Below are 13971 nucleotides of genomic sequence, written 5' to 3'. Positions count from 1 at the left end.
AACCTACGTTTGCCAGGAGGCAACCATGAACAACCTGACTAAATTCGAAGCACCGACACCCGACGAGAGCGATGCGATTTTTCTGGTTAACGTCGTGCATGTCTTCGAAGGCCAACAGGACGCCGCCCTCGATGTACTGCGCTCGGCAGTGAGCTACGTGGCGCAGGCTTATCCGTCGTTCCAGTGGAGCCGCCTGTTCAAAAGCATCGACGGCAAGACGGTGATCAACCAGGCGCAATGGAGCAGCAAAGAAGAGTTCGACTCGCTGTTTTCCGATGAGCAATTCCTGAGCCGCTACAACCGATTGAAAGAGACCGGTACCTGGGAGTTCCACTTGTACAAGGTCAACGATTACATCCCGGCAGCCTACGCCCCGGTAGCCGCGGCGCTCGTTTAAGGGAGGTGCAGGCCCGCGCACGTTGCGCGTCGCGGGCTTCCCGCTCGGCGAATTCTTTTTGTCGGTACATCAAGGAGATACACCGTGAGCAATTTCGACTCTGCGCTGACTCGACTGCTTAAAACCGCCAACCCGGTGGTCCTGGCGCCCATGGGCGGTGCTGCCGGCGGACGACTGGCCGCTGCAGTTTCACGGGCCGGCGGGCTCGGTCTGGTGGGCGCCAGCTATGGCGATCCGGACTGGATGAAAACCGAACTGGAGCTGATGAAAGACGTCAAGGAACCTTGGGGCGTTGGCTTGGTGATGTTCACCGTGGCCAAGCGCTTCGAACTGCTGGAGCTGGCCCTGTCTTATCGGCCCAGCGTGGTCGCCTTGTCGTTTGGCGATGCCCGGCCTTTTATCGCTCCGATCAAGCAGAGCGGGGCGCTGGCCATCGTTCAGGTGCATGACGTCGATCAGGCGCTGGCGGCCCTGGAGGCCGGTGCCGATGTGCTGATCGTGCAAGGCGCCGAAGCCGGCGGGCACAGTCTGCGACGGGCATCGTTTCCATTGATCCCGGCCGTGCGCGATGCGGTGGGCGACGACGTGGTACTGATCGCCGCCGGCGGTATTGCCGATGGCCGAGGTCTGGCCGCTGCCCTGTTGCTTGGCGCCGATGGGGTGATGATGGGCACGCGGTTTCTGGCCAGTGAAGAGGCGCTGCCATCCAACAAACTCAAGCAACGGCTGGTCCGGGCCACCGCTGGCGATACCGTGCGCACTCGCGCGTTTGACCTTGTGCGGGGTATTGAGTGGCCAGAGCAGTACAGCGGTCGAGCGCTGGCCAACGACTTCACTGCCCGCTGGCTGGGTTTCGAGCATGAACTGGTGAAGGCCCCGGCCAGTGTCGGCGAGGACTACGCCCAGGCGCTGCGCGAAGACAACACGCAAGTCCGCGCGATCTGGGCGGGTGAAGTCGCCGACCTGGTCAATGAAGTCTTGCCCGCTGCCACCATCGTCGAACAGACCTTGCGCGGCGCGGAACAGGCCCTGCGTGGCGCCCGCAAACTGTTTGATTGACGCGATCTGCGCGTGTTCTTCTGGAAAGGAATCGATATGAACAGCAATGCCCCCGTACATGTGCAGTTTGGTCTGGGCCCGGAACTGGTCGTGGTGATGTCGCCGGTCATGCCCGCCTGGGACCAGGGACAGTTTTTTGCTCCATTGACCCAGTCGCTGGTCGACAAAGGCTATCGGGTCATCATCTTTGACACGCTCTCGCTACTGGCCGAAGAGCAGGAGGATTTTGTCAGCTTCACCCAGCGCTGGGCCGCGGTGCTCGAGCCGCTTGGGCCCATTGCCCTGATCGCCGGTTCGGCGCTGGGCGGGGCAGTGGTTCAGGGGTTGCTCGCTACCACCGTGGGCCAGCAAGTGGCGCGGGCGTTGCTGATCTCTTCACCGACCAAGGCCGACAAAGTCCTGGATCGCCGACTGGGGACGATGGCCGAGCTGGCCAGCGCCGGTGATGTCGACACCGCGCTGATGCTGCTCGATCAATGGGTGCTGCCGGCTCATGTGAAGCCGCCAGTGCGCCAACCCGATGCGCTGGCGAGCGCCGACGAACAGGCCGGGCGACGTCTGGATCAAGGCTTTCGTTTGTTGAGCGAACTCAACGTGGAGTCTCAAGTGGCGGCCTGGCCGGGGCGCCTGTTGAGCATCTTCGGCGCGGACTCCCAATTGGTCAGGGCCACCAATGTCAGCTTCAAGACCTCCGCGCAGCATCTGGCCGTCAGCGTTCCCGGTGCCGGGATGCGACCGTTGCTCGATGACCTTGCGCGAGTGCGCGCCAGTGTGCGAGCACACCTGGGAATCGATCTGGAGGCTCATGCATGAGTGCTTCGACCGCCGCCGCCCCGGCCTCCCGCGCACGCTTTATTGATGTTCATTACCACGCCGGCCCTGATGCATATTTGCGTCGCCATAGCGCGCTGCAGGCCGGTCACCATTACCAGGCGCTGGACGGTTGGGTGGTGCTCAAAAATCACCTGGGCTGCACCGCCGCCCAAGCCTGGGAGGCCCGCGAGCAAGGACTGCCGGTGTCCGGTTCAATCGTGCTCAATGAAATCGCCGGCGGCCTTGATTGGCGGGTGGTTGAACGTTCGCTGTGCCAGCACGGTGCCGTCGACCTGCGTTTTGTCGTGCACCTGCCCACCGTGACCGGCCGTTCGCATACCAGTCGGCTGGCCCGCTCACTCAGTCACTCAATCCTGACTGAGCGACCGATCAAACCGCTGACCGTCAGCGATAGCAGCGGTCAGCTGAACCTCGCCACGCTGGAGCTGCTGCGCATGAGCCGCGACTATCCGGTGGTGATCTCCACCGGACATGCCAACCGCGAAGAGGTTCTGCGTCTGGTGGAAGCGGCCGATCGACTGCAAGTGCCACGCCTGATGCTCAACCAGCCCGCCAACCCACTGACTGGCCTGAACGCGCAAGACCTTCTGGACTTGGGCAGCCTGCCTTCTCTGTACATCGAGCAGACCGCACTGACCTACCTGCTCGGCTATCAGAGCAAGGAAGACTTTTCCAAAGTGCTGCGCGACGTACCCCGAGTGATCTACAGTTCGGACTTGGGCCAAACCAGCCAGCCAGACATCCGTCCGTGGTTGGAGATGAGCGGGCAATGGTTCAAGGAATTTGAGATGAGTGCCGAGCGAGTCGAATCGATCATCCGTAGTTGTCCGTTGGAGATGCTCAGTCATTGATGGTGGGGAGGGGGATTGTTGAAGTCATGCTGAAAACCTGATCAGAGCCGAGCTCTCGCCCGGACCTTCTCGGACGCGCTCGGCCGTATTATTGGCTATCGGGCTTCCAGATTTCTACATCGGCGCCGGACTCAAATGGAATTGAAGATATGCACACCTCACATTGCGAATCTCTTGCTGGCGACGTTTCTCTTGGGTTGTAGCAGTGCCCCAAAGGAAAAGACTGAATGTGAGAAGCAGGTCGATGCGGTGCCAATGCCCACGACCGAGGCTGACCGCCTGGAGCAATGCAAGAACCTCAGCAACCTGTATCTTTTCGAGTTGTTGGGCTCTGGCGATACGATGGGGGTTTCGTCACTGTTTCAGTCTCGGGAGCCTTCGAGGGCCATAGCCATCTACCAGCGTATGATCGCGATAAGCTGCACCAGAGCGGAAAGACAACCGTGGCTGGCGTTATAGCCTCAACGGATCAGATCAATGTATTCCAGTGGCCGATACGCTTGAGCTGGCAATTGAAGCAAAGGGTTACTCAATGTTGAAGAAACAGCCGGAAAACAAAGCAGCGACTGCTGCTGAAATCGAGCGCTCCATTCAGGCCCTGAACAAAATGGCAGAACGCCTTTGGGGTGAAGGCCGGGAAGTTGAGGCGAAAGCCCTCCTCGATGCCTTGGATTCGCTAAACCGGGCACTGGACCGAATCAGGATTGGCGAAAGTCGCAGGGTTGCGACGCTCCATTAATACGGACCAGGGGCTCACCGGTTACTGCTTCGGCTTTGTTTGCTCATCGCCCGAGCCACTCGAGCTAGCCGCATCTTTTTCGATCTCCTGCGACTCCGCACCAGAATTAGACCCCGCAGCTTCCTCACCCTTTTTGTCCGCCTTTTCCTTGTTGGACTCGCCCCCCTGGTTAAGCCCCGGAAGAGCACTTGGTGGAATAGTGGCGTCCTCCGTCACCTTCTCGGCCGCGAGCGTGTAAAGCGAGCAGACCGACAGGAGGCCAGCGAGTGTAATAGCGGCAATTTTGCTGTTCATGGTTTGCGCCTGCCGTGCGAGTGGATGTATGCATTTGAAGTGCGCGGACGGTGAACGTGCTGACGCCAGGACGAGCGGTACAAGGGCGCGACACCTGAACTGACAAAAAAACGTCAAGCCGCAGCTTCGAGCGTATCGAGATCCAAAAGGGTGAAATAGCCTGCATCCGGCTTCCAGCCAGCCGTGTCGATATGCATCACATTGCCAAGCCTGACCGGTTTACGTATTGGCGTATGCCCGACAATCAGCGCACGCAATCCCTCAACACCTTGCGGTTCTTTCTGCTCGAGCCGGTTTCGTGACCACATGCAACGGTTCTGCACCTGCAACAGGCGCTGGCTGCTCTCTGGCGATTCCAGTTCACCGACCAACTGCCCCCATGATGGAAACGGACAATCGGCATGCACGATCCCAATCAGGCCTTGTGCCGTTTCGACTTCAATTGCGATAGGCAACTCGGAGAACTTCGCCGCGAACTCCTTCCGCTCGGACAGCGACAGGCCCGTAAACCATAAGCCGCCGTTGAAGATCCAGCTATCGACGTCACAGGTATCGAAGTGAACCACATAGTCGTCGTGGTTGCCGCACACGGGGTGGAACCACGGCTTGTCCAGCCAATCGAGCGCGTCACAGCACTCGGGCCCGCGGTCTATAAGGTCGCCAACGCTGAACAGCCGATCGACCGAGGGGTTGAACCTGGCTGCATCCAGAGCAGCCTGCAACCGAGTGAAGTGGCCATGTATGTCGCCTACTGCGAAATCGTGGCCAACCGTGTTTGCGGCGAAGCGCTTCACCCGTGTCACCTCTGAGATTTCGAACATCGCAGTGCCTCATCCGTCAATCGCCAGCGAGCTCGTGGTCAGTTGAGTTTAGGCTGCGTCGGCGCAAATTGCGGGCAAGGCTTTACCGAGAGGACTTCGGGGTGATAACAAGCAATCAAAGAAAACCCGGCATCGCGCCGGGTTTTGATCTCGTCAGGGGCAGTGTCAGTAGCCGGCCACTTGGGCGATGTGGCTGTCCTGCACCACGGTGATGAAGTGCAGTGGAACGTGTGGTTGTTCATCAGGGGTGCGGATTTCGACACTACCGACGATTTGAAGGTGTCGCTCACTCAGCCCGGTCGACTCTTCTGCCTTTGCCATAGCCATTTTTCTCGCGTGGTTCGCTGCGATTTCATTAAGAGTTGACACGTTACATCTCCGGGGGGACTGACCAAGCATTGATTAGATTGCTGCCGCGTCAGAATTACGTCGTTCTGGGGCTGCCAAGGAACGGCTTGTGCAATCGCTAAGCCAGACAGGGTCGCCTTTTGTGCGCCGGATTTCATAGGCGACGAATGGTTGCCACGGAGTTCTTGGCTGGTCCAGACACGGATGCGCACATACACCACGCCACACCAAGCTCTGATGAGCCCGTTCGAAAATCAACATCTGGGCAGATCTATATCCGCGTGGAGCAATCGAAACTATCCTTGCCATTGGTAGAGAATATTGTCGCAGATCCCGAAATCGACTTTACCGTGGTGCCACAGCGCACCTTTATCAACGCCGAGCAGCTGCAAGCGCTAGGCGTGCTGAAAAACAAGGCTGACAGCTGGAAAGATTACTTCTTTGAGGAAGCACATGGCGGTGCAGGCAGTTGAGAAAAGACCGGACATCATGCAAAAGCAGAGCTACCAACTGCTGGAAGTCGCCCACGGCAAACCGATCAAGCTTTGGACCGAAGGCGTCCCGGTAGAAAGCGAAGCCAGGCAGCAATTGATCAACACCGCGAAGATGCCGTTCATCTTCAAACACCTGGCGGTGATGCCCGACGTGCACCTGGGCAAGGGCTCGACCATTGGCAGCGTGATTCCGACCGTGGGCGCGATCATTCCGGCCGCCGTCGGCGTGGACATCGGCTGCGGCATGATCGCCGCGCGCACGTCGCTGACCGCCGCGGATTTGCCGGACGACCTGCACGGGTTGCGCTGCGCCATCGAAAAAGCCGTGCCCCACGGCCGCACCGTCGGTCGTGGCATGCGGGACAAAGGGGCCTGGGACAGCATTCCGAAACAGGCCGATCAGGCGTGGGCTGCGCTGAACCCACGGTTCAAGGCGATCACCGACAAATACCCGAAACTCGCCAACACTAACAACCGCGGACACTTGGGCACGCTGGGCAGCGGCAACCACTTCATCGAGGTATGCCTGGATGAAGCCGACCGGGTCTGGTTCATGCTACACAGCGGTTCACGCGGGGTTGGCAATGCCATCGGCAACCTGTTCATTCAATTGGCTCAGGCCGACATGCGCCAGCACATTGCCAATCTTCCAGACCGCGACCTGGCGTATTTCGAGGAAGGCAGCCGGCATTTTGACGATTACGTCGAAGCTGTCGGTTGGGCCCAGGATTTCGCCAGACAGAACCGGGCATTGATGATGCACGCGGTGATTCAGGCAACTCGCAAAGTGATCAGCAAACCGTTCGAAGTCGCCCTGGACGCGGTGAACTGCCACCACAACTACGTGCAGAAAGAGCGGCACTTCGGTCAGGAGATTCTGGTCACCCGCAAGGGCGCGGTGTCGGCGCAGAAGGGCGAGTTGGGGATCATTCCGGGATCGATGGGCGCTAAGAGTTTCATCGTTCGCGGGCTCGGTAACGAGCAGTCATTCTGTTCCTGCAGCCACGGCGCCGGTCGCGTCATGAGCCGCACCAAAGCGAAAAGCCTGTTCACCGTCGCCGACCAGATCCGCGCAACCGCCCATGTCGAGTGCCGCAAGGATGCGTCGGTGATCGATGAAATACCGATGGCCTACAAAGACATCGACCACGTCATGCACGCCCAGCGGGAACTGGTGGAAGTGCTGCACACCTTGCGGCAGGTGGTGTGTGTGAAGGGATAGACACTCTGCGTCAGCCCAACCCTTTCAGGTCGGGCTTTTTCAGGCCTGAACAGTCACTGATCCTTTTCGCAGTTCACCATCCACGACACACCAAACCGGTCTACCAGCATCCCGAAACGCGCCGCCCAGAAAGTCTTTTCCAGTGGCATTTGCACGTTGCCGTCTTCCGCCAAGGCGCCGAAGACACGCTCGGCTTCGGCAATGCTGTCGACATTCAGCGACACCGAACACCCGCTCATGTCATCAGTCGGGCGATCCGGTGTGGTGTCCGACCCCATGATCGCCTGATCGCCCACTGCCAGTCGGGTATGGATGATCAGGTTGTGCAGGTCTGCGGGAAACTGCTCGCGCGCCGGGCTTTCGCCGAAGGTCATCATCATTTCGATCTGGCCTGGCAGGGCTTGCTCATAGAAGGTGAAAGCGGCTTTGCAGTCGCCGTTGAAAATGAGGTAGGGATTGATTTTCATGTTTTGCTCCCGGTAACCGTGGGGCTGGAGACCCACATTGACCTTTGAATCGACTCCAAATAGCAAAGCGTTAGATGCGCGGTTGTGCCGGGTTTGTTTAGACGTTTTTTCTATGTAAGCGCAGAAGCTTATTGCCTGAAAACTTTAAGCCACTGCGCGCACGCTGGAAGACGGGCGCAGCAAGCGCTCGACTGCACCGATCACCATGTTTTCCAGCAACTCATCGCGCTGCGCTTCATCCAACGGATGTTGCCCCAGCCAACCGGGCGCGCTGTTGAGCAAGTTGGCGATGGCGTGTCCGGCGGCGATCAAACCCTGTTCGCCGAGACGGGGCGGCGCGCCGAGCATCTTCAACAGCTTGCGCTCGTATTGCTCGCGCAACTGGCGAACACGCGCTTGTTGCTCCTCGTTCAGGCAGCCGCTATCGCGTTCCGCCAGACGAAAATGCCAGGGCATTTCCCGGTGCAGATTCAGGTGAGCGCGGATCAGGTTGGGCAGTTTGTCGCGTTTGGCCGAGGCCTTTTGATCGATGCGCCCCAGGGTCGACAGCAGTTCTTCGTAGAACTCTTCGATCAGGTCGAGCAGCAAATGCTGCTTGCTCGGGTAATGGTGATACAACGAGCCCGGGGACAGTCCCAGGCACGTTGCCAGCTCACGCATGCCAACCTGCCCGAACCCCTTGCTGGCGAACAACTCCAGCACTTTGTCCCGGTACTCGGCGAAGCGCGAGCAACGCTCAGGCATAGGCATGGAAGCCACGTCCTGTCTTGCGTCCCAGGTAGCCGGCGGCGACCATTTCCTTGAGCAGTGGAGCGGGGCGGTATTTGCTGTCGTTGAAGCCGTCGTAGAAGGCTTCGAGAATCGCCAGCACGGTGTCCAGGCCGATCAGGTCGGCCAACGCCAGCGGGCCGATTGGCTGGTTGCAGCCCAGGCGCATGCCGGCGTCGATGTCGTCGGCGCTGGCCAGGCCTTCCTGGAACACCAGGATCGCTTCGTTGATCATCGGCACCAGAATCCGATTCACCACAAAGCCCGGGCGGTTGCCGGCGGTGATCGCGGTTTTACCGAGGGTGGTGGCCATGTCCAATGCCAGGGCGTGGGTCGCGTCGCTGGTTTGCAGGCCGCGGATCACTTCGATCAGGCCCATCACCGGCACCGGGTTGAAGAAGTGCAGGCCGATGAAACGCTCAGGATGGCTGACGCTGGCGGCGAGTTGCGTAATCGACAGCGACGAGGTGTTGGAGGCGATCACGCACTCGGCGCTGACCTGCGCGGCGATCTGTTGCAGCACGCGCAGTTTGAGGTCGAGGTTTTCGGTGGCGGCTTCGATCACCATCTGCACGTTCTGCAGGCTGCTGTAATCGGTGCTGGTGCCGATCCTGGCGAGGGCGTCGAACTTTTGCGACTCGGTCAGGGTTTCCTTGGCAATCTGCCGGTCGAGGTTCTTGCCGACGGTGGCCAGCGCCTTTTGCAGAGCGCTGTCGGAGATGTCGATCAAGGTCACGTTGAAGCCGGCCAGCGCGCAGACTTGCGCAATGCCGTTGCCCATGGTGCCCGCGCCGATCACGCCAATGTTTTGCAGATTCATGTTCCGTCCTTCCGATCAAACCCTGCGATACCTTGGCCGCCGCAACGGCCGAAGGCGTACTATTGGCCGCGAGTCTAGAACCGGCAGGGCGGTTGTCCTATGCCGCAACTGTTCAACGGTGCTGGTGTTTTTTGCCATTCGGGCGATGGGGAGAGAAGCGTTCAAATGCGGGAAAAGGACTCGGTGGCGGCCTACTTCGTGCAGGCGATGATCCATGGGCAAGGGCTCACTCCGCAGCGCTCGCGCGCTGCGCTGGAAGAGGCGGGCATCGACCCGGCGTTGATCGAGCAGCCGACCGCACGCGTGCCGGCGAGCGCGTTTGCTGCGCTGTGGCTGATTCAGATCCGAGAATTGAACGATGAATTCTTCCGCCTCGATTCCCACGGCATGCCGCCCGGCAGCTTCGCGCTGATCTGCCGCGGCTTGATCCAGGAACCCGACCTGCACAAAGCCATGCGCCAATGCCTGGCCAACTTCGCCCTGTTCCTGCGCGACTTTCGCGGCACCCTGACCGTGCGTGGCAAACGCGCCATCATCAGCCTCGACACCCACGCGCAAAACGCAGACGCCAGCCGTTTCGGTGAAGAGACGTTCCTGGTGTTGATGATCAGCCTGCTGTGCTGGCTCGGCGGACGGCGCATCCCCATCGACCGTGCGGACTTTCGCCACGAGCGAGTTTCCCTCAGCGACGACCGATTGCTCTGGGGCCCCAACCTCACCTTCGGCGCCGAACGCACCGAAATCGAATTCGCCAGCCACTACCTGCGCCTGCCGGTGGTTCAGGACCTGGCCTCACTGAAAGTGTTCCTGCGCACAGCACCGCAATGGCTGGTGATCCGCTTCCGCAACCAGCATGGCCTGGCGTCGCAGGTGCATCAGCGCCTGCGCAACAGCCATTACAGCGATTGGCCGACCTTGCAGGCGTTTGCCCTGGAACAACACCTGAGCCCCAGCACCTTCCGCCGCAAGCTGGAGCGGGAAGGCTGTTCGTATCAGGAGATCAAGGACGAAGTGCGGCGCGGGGTGGCGTTTGAGCAGTTGCGTGAGAGCCGGGCGAGTATCAGCGACATTGCCGAGCAGCTGGGGTTTCAGGAGCCGAGCGCGTTTCATCGGGCGTTCAAGAAGTGGACGGGGGAGAGTCCGGGGCGTTATCGGGCGCGGTTTCAGGATTCTCAGTAAGGGTTTTGAGCGGGCACTTTGTGGGAAGCCCTGCTCGACTGTTTAAAGCTTGTTTAAGCGCCCTCGAGGTTACGTCCTGAAAGCTACAAGACCTTGCGCCGTTGCCTACGGCTGCGCCAGAATCCGCCGGCTTGTGCGCCTTGGGGTCGCTCGGTAACTTGATTCCCGTCACTGCCCTTCAGTGATCGGGTTTCGCAGCCCGGGTAAACTCTAGACGCACAACGTCTACCGCTCGTGAACAGACGATTCATAGTCTGTCATTCATGTCATGGCGGCTGTGCGTGGGAGACCTTCGGGTCTGCCGGGTTCCTAGAGTCCTGGTCTGCGAACCCGCGTACAGTTGCCACCTCTTTGTCGTTTCGCAGCGAATGGTGGCAGCTCCATTTCTCTAGGAGTTTTGCCATGTTCAAAGTCACACCCAATCCACCGGACACCGATCCAGTCTCCCCGTACGAACCCGATTCAAAGAAGCTCAACGAAGCCGCCGAGCGCGCGCTCGACTTCCACTTTCCGTCGAATGCCGACATCAAAGCCACTCCGCGAACACGCAGCACGCTGTTTTCTGTGGACCCCGAGGCCACGGCGGAAACCCTGGCGGTGTATCTGGTTGAGACGCTGGCCTCGGTCGATGTGATGGTTCACCAGTTGGTGGATCATTTGGAAGGTGAGTCGCGTTATGCGCTGTTGGGGATTTCCAACAGCATCATGATGGCGGAGATCACGGCGAACCGGGTGTTGGATAAGATTGATTTGCCCAGGTAGTCGGTAATCCGTCGAGCTGTGCAGTGGTGCTATTTTGGGGGCTGCTGCGCAGCCCAACGGGGATAAATCCCCTCACCACAGGGTTTCTCGCCTGTGGGATTTCTGGCTGAAGTACCATGACGTCTTTGTTGTGTTCAGCGACTTCCTCTGCCGAGTTCATCAATCCATGCCTGCGGCACTTTCCCGTTTCACCTCACTACTCGACCAGGCCCGACGCGCCTTGCTCCTGGTCTGGGGCACTTCTCGCGGGCTGTTCCTTGGCCTGGTCCTGGCCACCCTGATTGCCGGTGTCCTCCCGGCCCTGGCCGCCTGGCTCGGCCAGCGCATTGTCGACGCAGTGGTCTTCGCCATGCAGTTACATGCGCAGCAGGGCAGTGCGCCGTTGTGGCCGGTGGTGCGTTATGTGTTGTTTGAAGCGGGTGTGTTGGCGTTGCTGTCCGGGACGCAGCGGGCGCTGTCGGTTCAGCAGTCGTTGTTGCGGGTGCAGTTGGGGCAGAAGGTCAACACGATGATTCTGGAGAAGGCCCAGACGTTGTCGCTGGTGCAGTTCGAGAATTCCGAGTTCTACGACAAGTTGGTGCGGGTGCGGCGCGAAGCGTCGACGCGGCCCTTGGCGTTGGTGATGAAGTCGTTGGGGTTGATCCAGAACCTGATCGTGTTGATCAGCTTCGGCGTGTTGCTGGTGCATTTTTCGCCGTGGGCGCTGGTGTTGCTGGTGGTGGGGGCGTTGCCGGTGTTTTTCGCTGAAGCGCATTTTTCCGGGGACGCGTTCAGGCTGTTCACGCGGCGGGCGCCGGAGAGTCGGCAGCAGAATTACATCGAGACGCTGCTCTCCCACGAGGGCTACATCAAAGAGGTCAAGTTGTTCGGCTTCGCGCCGTTGCTGTTGAAGCGTTATCGCGAGACGTTTGCCCGTCTGTATGCCGAGGACCGGCGGTTGACGTTGCGCCGGGATGGCTGGGGATTTGTCCTTGGCCTGCTCGGCACCGCCGCGTTTTACCTGGCTTATGCGTGGGTGGTGGTCGATACCGTCCACGGCCAGATCACCCTCGGGCAGATGACCATGTACCTGGTGCTGTTCAAGCAGGGGCAGACGGCGGTGAGCAGCAGTTTGAGCGCCATCAGCGGTCTCTACGAGGATGGTTTGTACCTGTCGAGCCTCTACGAATACCTCGCCGAACCGGTGGTGGCCGATGCCGGGCATCTCACGGTGGGCGCGGTGCCCGGCGATGGTTTGCGATTCGAAAACGTTGGTTTTCGTTATCCGGGTGCGAGTCGCGCTGCGCTGGAGGGCATCGATTTGCACCTGGTGCCGGGGCGCAGCCTGGCGCTGGTGGGGGAGAACGGTTCGGGCAAGACCACGCTGATCAAGTTGCTGACCCGTCTGTATCGCCCCGATCACGGGCGCATCCTGCTCGACGGCAGCGATTTACAGACGTGGGAAGAAGACGCGCTGCGCCGGCGTATCGGCGTGATTTTTCAGGATTACATCCGTTACCAGTTCTCCGTCGGCGAGAACATCGGCGTCGGCGATACGCTGGCGTTCAACGATGAACAACGCTGGAAAGCCGCGGCCACCGAAGGCATGGCCGCGCCGTTCATCGAAGGACTGGATCGAGGCTACGCCACGCAATTGGGCCGCTGGTTTGCCGGTGGCCAGGAGTTGTCCGGCGGGCAGTGGCAGAAGATCGCCTTGTCCCGCGCTTACATGCGCCGTAACGCCGACATCCTGATTCTGGATGAGCCGACCTCAGCACTCGACCCGGCCGCGGAAGCGGCAGTGTTCGAGCATTTCAGCGAACACACCGAGGGCCGCATGACGTTGCTGATCTCGCACCGGTTTTCCAGCGTGCGCAATGCCGATCACATCATCGTGCTGGATCAGGGGGCGATCCTGGAGCGCGGTGATCACGACAGCCTGGTGGCGGCGGGCGGGCGTTATGCGCAGCTGTTCAACCTGCAAGCCCGGGGTTACCGCTAGGCCCGGCGATCTGCGGTGGTTTTGCTTTCAGCAGGCCTTCGAGTGCCTGGCGGTATTGGCTGCCACCCCGGCTCATGCTGTTGTTGTGCGTGCCGCCGGGGATCAACAGCAGGCGCTTGGGTTCGCTGGCGGCATTGAACAGCTGCTGGCTGAACCGCGAGGGCATGAACGGGTCGGCCAGGCCATGCACCACCAGCAGCGGCATGTCGATGTCGACGATCTTGTCGATGGAATCGAATTTCTGCGACAGCAGCCAGCGCACCGGCAACCATTTCACCGGCAGGTTGCTGTCGGCCACTTGGGCGACGGCATCGCCCAGCGAGGTGAAGGTGGACTCGATCACCAGACCGCGCACCGGTATTGCGCTACGGTCCTTTTTCGCCTGCGCCGCCAGGTCTGCGGCGAGGTCGATGGCCACCGCGCCGCCCAGGGAATGGCCGTAGATCAGACGCTTGTTGGCGTCCGGTTGCATCGTCTTGAAGCGCTCCCAGGCGACGCGGGCGTCCTCGTAGACGCTGGCTTCCGATGGCAGATCACCCTTGCTCTGGCCAAAGCCGCGGTAATCGATGGCCAGCACCGAATAGCCCATCGCGCGCAGTTGCTCGATGCGGAACGCCTGGCCGGTCAGGTTCCAGCGCACGCCGTGCAAATACAGGATTGATGGCGCATCGCGCCGCGCGGCCGGCCACCACCAGGCATGCAGGTTTTGCCCGGCCTTGAAGCTGGCAGGCTTGATGTCGAATTCCTGAACGTCCTTGGGCAAACCGCGATACCAGCCGGCGGTACCCGGCTCGATGCGGAACAGCAGTTCGCGCTCCTTGTATTTGAGTACGCCGCAACCCACAGGCAAGCCGACGACCAGCGCGGCCATGCACAGCCAGGGTAGCCAGCGTCGGCTCAGGCGGCTCATCAGGTTTGAAAACATGCAAAGGTCC

Annotated in this window: 16 protein-coding genes and 1 pseudogene; 10 read left to right on the top strand and 7 right to left on the bottom strand. The window is 60.3% G+C overall.

From position 1 onward, the window contains the following. Positions 1–25 precede the first annotated feature (25 nt). The 5 genes from ACA053_RS18575 to ACA053_RS18555 all read left to right on the top strand — a co-directional run bounded on the left by ACA053_RS18575 (position 26) and on the right by ACA053_RS18555 (position 3880). Positions 26–397, top strand: a complete 372-nt coding sequence (locus ACA053_RS18575) for an antibiotic biosynthesis monooxygenase (RefSeq protein ID WP_109633036.1) — start codon at positions 26–28, stop codon at positions 395–397. A gap of 84 nt (positions 398–481) precedes the next feature. Continuing rightward, a complete protein-coding gene (locus ACA053_RS18570; protein WP_497393362.1) occupies positions 482–1456 on the top strand; it encodes an NAD(P)H-dependent flavin oxidoreductase in 975 nt (324 codons plus the stop codon). 36 nt (positions 1457–1492) lie between these two features. Then, positions 1493–2269: an alpha/beta fold hydrolase gene (locus ACA053_RS18565; RefSeq protein ID WP_109633033.1), complete on the top strand. Its 777-nt coding sequence runs from the start codon at positions 1493–1495 to the stop codon at positions 2267–2269. Further along, positions 2266–3141 (top strand): DUF6282 family protein, encoded by an 876-nt coding sequence (locus tag ACA053_RS18560; protein ID WP_109633031.1) that lies wholly within the window; start codon positions 2266–2268, stop codon positions 3139–3141. The genes ACA053_RS18565 and ACA053_RS18560 overlap by 4 nt, the downstream gene beginning before the upstream one ends. Positions 3142–3673: 532 nt before the next feature. Continuing rightward, on the top strand, positions 3674–3880 hold the full coding sequence (locus ACA053_RS18555; RefSeq protein WP_497310575.1) for a hypothetical protein: 207 nt from the start codon (positions 3674–3676) through the stop codon (positions 3878–3880). A gap of 21 nt (positions 3881–3901) precedes the next feature. On the opposite strand, the gene ACA053_RS18550 is transcribed toward ACA053_RS18555, so the two are convergent. The 3 genes from ACA053_RS18550 to ACA053_RS18540 all read right to left on the bottom strand — a co-directional run bounded on the left by ACA053_RS18550 (position 3902) and on the right by ACA053_RS18540 (position 5364). After that, positions 3902–4174: a hypothetical protein gene (locus ACA053_RS18550; protein WP_109633027.1), complete on the bottom strand. Its 273-nt coding sequence runs from the start codon at positions 4172–4174 to the stop codon at positions 3902–3904. Positions 4175–4287: 113 nt separating this feature from the next. Further along, positions 4288–4995: a metallophosphoesterase gene (locus ACA053_RS18545; RefSeq protein ID WP_497393360.1), complete on the bottom strand. Its 708-nt coding sequence runs from the start codon at positions 4993–4995 to the stop codon at positions 4288–4290. A gap of 165 nt (positions 4996–5160) precedes the next feature. Beyond that, positions 5161–5364: a hypothetical protein gene (locus ACA053_RS18540; RefSeq protein ID WP_497393359.1), complete on the bottom strand. Its 204-nt coding sequence runs from the start codon at positions 5362–5364 to the stop codon at positions 5161–5163. A gap of 245 nt (positions 5365–5609) precedes the next feature. Here ACA053_RS18540 and ACA053_RS18535 point away from each other — a divergent pair. Continuing rightward, positions 5610–5816: pseudogene (locus ACA053_RS18535) on the top strand (ABC transporter substrate-binding protein); the annotation flags it as partial. Positions 5817–5832: 16 nt separating this feature from the next. Continuing rightward, complete coding sequence (locus tag ACA053_RS18530; RefSeq protein ID WP_497393358.1) at positions 5833–7059, top strand: RtcB family protein; 1227 nt, start codon at positions 5833–5835, stop codon at positions 7057–7059. 53 nt (positions 7060–7112) lie between these two features. Here the strand turns inward: ACA053_RS18530 and ACA053_RS18525 are convergent, their stop codons facing one another. From ACA053_RS18525 to ACA053_RS18515, 3 genes are all read right to left on the bottom strand, one after another. After that, positions 7113–7526 (bottom strand): VOC family protein, encoded by a 414-nt coding sequence (locus tag ACA053_RS18525; protein ID WP_497393357.1) that lies wholly within the window; start codon positions 7524–7526, stop codon positions 7113–7115. A gap of 144 nt (positions 7527–7670) precedes the next feature. Next, positions 7671–8276, bottom strand: coding sequence for a TetR/AcrR family transcriptional regulator (locus ACA053_RS18520; RefSeq protein ID WP_497393356.1), 606 nt, complete (start codon positions 8274–8276; stop codon positions 7671–7673). Continuing rightward, the gene (locus ACA053_RS18515) at positions 8263–9114 is read right to left on the bottom strand and encodes a 3-hydroxybutyryl-CoA dehydrogenase (protein WP_497393355.1); all 852 of its coding nucleotides are present in this window, start codon (positions 9112–9114) and stop codon (positions 8263–8265) included. Before ACA053_RS18515 ends, ACA053_RS18520 begins: the two co-directional genes overlap by 14 nt. 165 nt (positions 9115–9279) lie before the next feature. On the opposite strand from ACA053_RS18515, the gene ACA053_RS18510 reads away from it, so the two are divergent. The 3 genes from ACA053_RS18510 to ACA053_RS18500 all read left to right on the top strand — a co-directional run bounded on the left by ACA053_RS18510 (position 9280) and on the right by ACA053_RS18500 (position 13036). Then, the gene (locus ACA053_RS18510; protein WP_109633016.1) at positions 9280–10293 is read left to right on the top strand and encodes an AraC family transcriptional regulator; all 1014 of its coding nucleotides are present in this window, start codon (positions 9280–9282) and stop codon (positions 10291–10293) included. A gap of 402 nt (positions 10294–10695) precedes the next feature. After that, positions 10696–11055: a DUF6124 family protein gene (locus tag ACA053_RS18505; RefSeq protein ID WP_109633014.1), complete on the top strand. Its 360-nt coding sequence runs from the start codon at positions 10696–10698 to the stop codon at positions 11053–11055. A 166-nt stretch (positions 11056–11221) separates the two neighbouring features. Next, the gene (locus ACA053_RS18500; RefSeq protein WP_497393354.1) at positions 11222–13036 is read left to right on the top strand and encodes an ABC transporter ATP-binding protein; all 1815 of its coding nucleotides are present in this window, start codon (positions 11222–11224) and stop codon (positions 13034–13036) included. Here ACA053_RS18500 and ACA053_RS18495 read toward each other — a convergent pair. Beyond that, positions 13008–13961, bottom strand: coding sequence for an alpha/beta hydrolase (locus ACA053_RS18495; RefSeq protein WP_497393353.1), 954 nt, complete (start codon positions 13959–13961; stop codon positions 13008–13010). The two genes, ACA053_RS18500 and ACA053_RS18495, sit on opposite strands and share 29 nt — an antisense overlap. Positions 13962–13971: the final 10 nt, after the last annotated feature.

The sequence above is a fragment of the Pseudomonas sp. LBUM1672 genome, assembly GCF_059695655.1.
Note: the sequence above shows the minus strand (reverse complement) of the source record. Positions and strands in the feature narration are given on the sequence as shown.

Coding starts and splice junctions, on each gene's coding strand:
- ACA053_RS18505 (WP_109633014.1), top strand. CDS start 10,696: ATGTTCAAAGTCACACCCAATCCACCGGACACCGATCCAGTCTCCCCG.
- ACA053_RS18515 (WP_497393355.1), bottom strand. CDS start 9,114: ATGAATCTGCAAAACATTGGCGTGATCGGCGCGGGCACCATGGGCAAC.
- ACA053_RS18520 (WP_497393356.1), bottom strand. CDS start 8,276: ATGCCTATGCCTGAGCGTTGCTCGCGCTTCGCCGAGTACCGGGACAAA.
- ACA053_RS18550 (WP_109633027.1), bottom strand. CDS start 4,174: ATGAACAGCAAAATTGCCGCTATTACACTCGCTGGCCTCCTGTCGGTC.
- ACA053_RS18530 (WP_497393358.1), top strand. CDS start 5,833: ATGCAAAAGCAGAGCTACCAACTGCTGGAAGTCGCCCACGGCAAACCG.
- ACA053_RS18565 (WP_109633033.1), top strand. CDS start 1,493: ATGAACAGCAATGCCCCCGTACATGTGCAGTTTGGTCTGGGCCCGGAA.
- ACA053_RS18545 (WP_497393360.1), bottom strand. CDS start 4,995: ATGTTCGAAATCTCAGAGGTGACACGGGTGAAGCGCTTCGCCGCAAAC.
- ACA053_RS18495 (WP_497393353.1), bottom strand. CDS start 13,961: ATGTTTTCAAACCTGATGAGCCGCCTGAGCCGACGCTGGCTACCCTGG.
- ACA053_RS18575 (WP_109633036.1), top strand. CDS start 26: ATGAACAACCTGACTAAATTCGAAGCACCGACACCCGACGAGAGCGAT.
- ACA053_RS18500 (WP_497393354.1), top strand. CDS start 11,222: ATGCCTGCGGCACTTTCCCGTTTCACCTCACTACTCGACCAGGCCCGA.
- ACA053_RS18525 (WP_497393357.1), bottom strand. CDS start 7,526: ATGAAAATCAATCCCTACCTCATTTTCAACGGCGACTGCAAAGCCGCT.
- ACA053_RS18510 (WP_109633016.1), top strand. CDS start 9,280: ATGCGGGAAAAGGACTCGGTGGCGGCCTACTTCGTGCAGGCGATGATC.
- ACA053_RS18555 (WP_497310575.1), top strand. CDS start 3,674: ATGTTGAAGAAACAGCCGGAAAACAAAGCAGCGACTGCTGCTGAAATC.
- ACA053_RS18560 (WP_109633031.1), top strand. CDS start 2,266: ATGAGTGCTTCGACCGCCGCCGCCCCGGCCTCCCGCGCACGCTTTATT.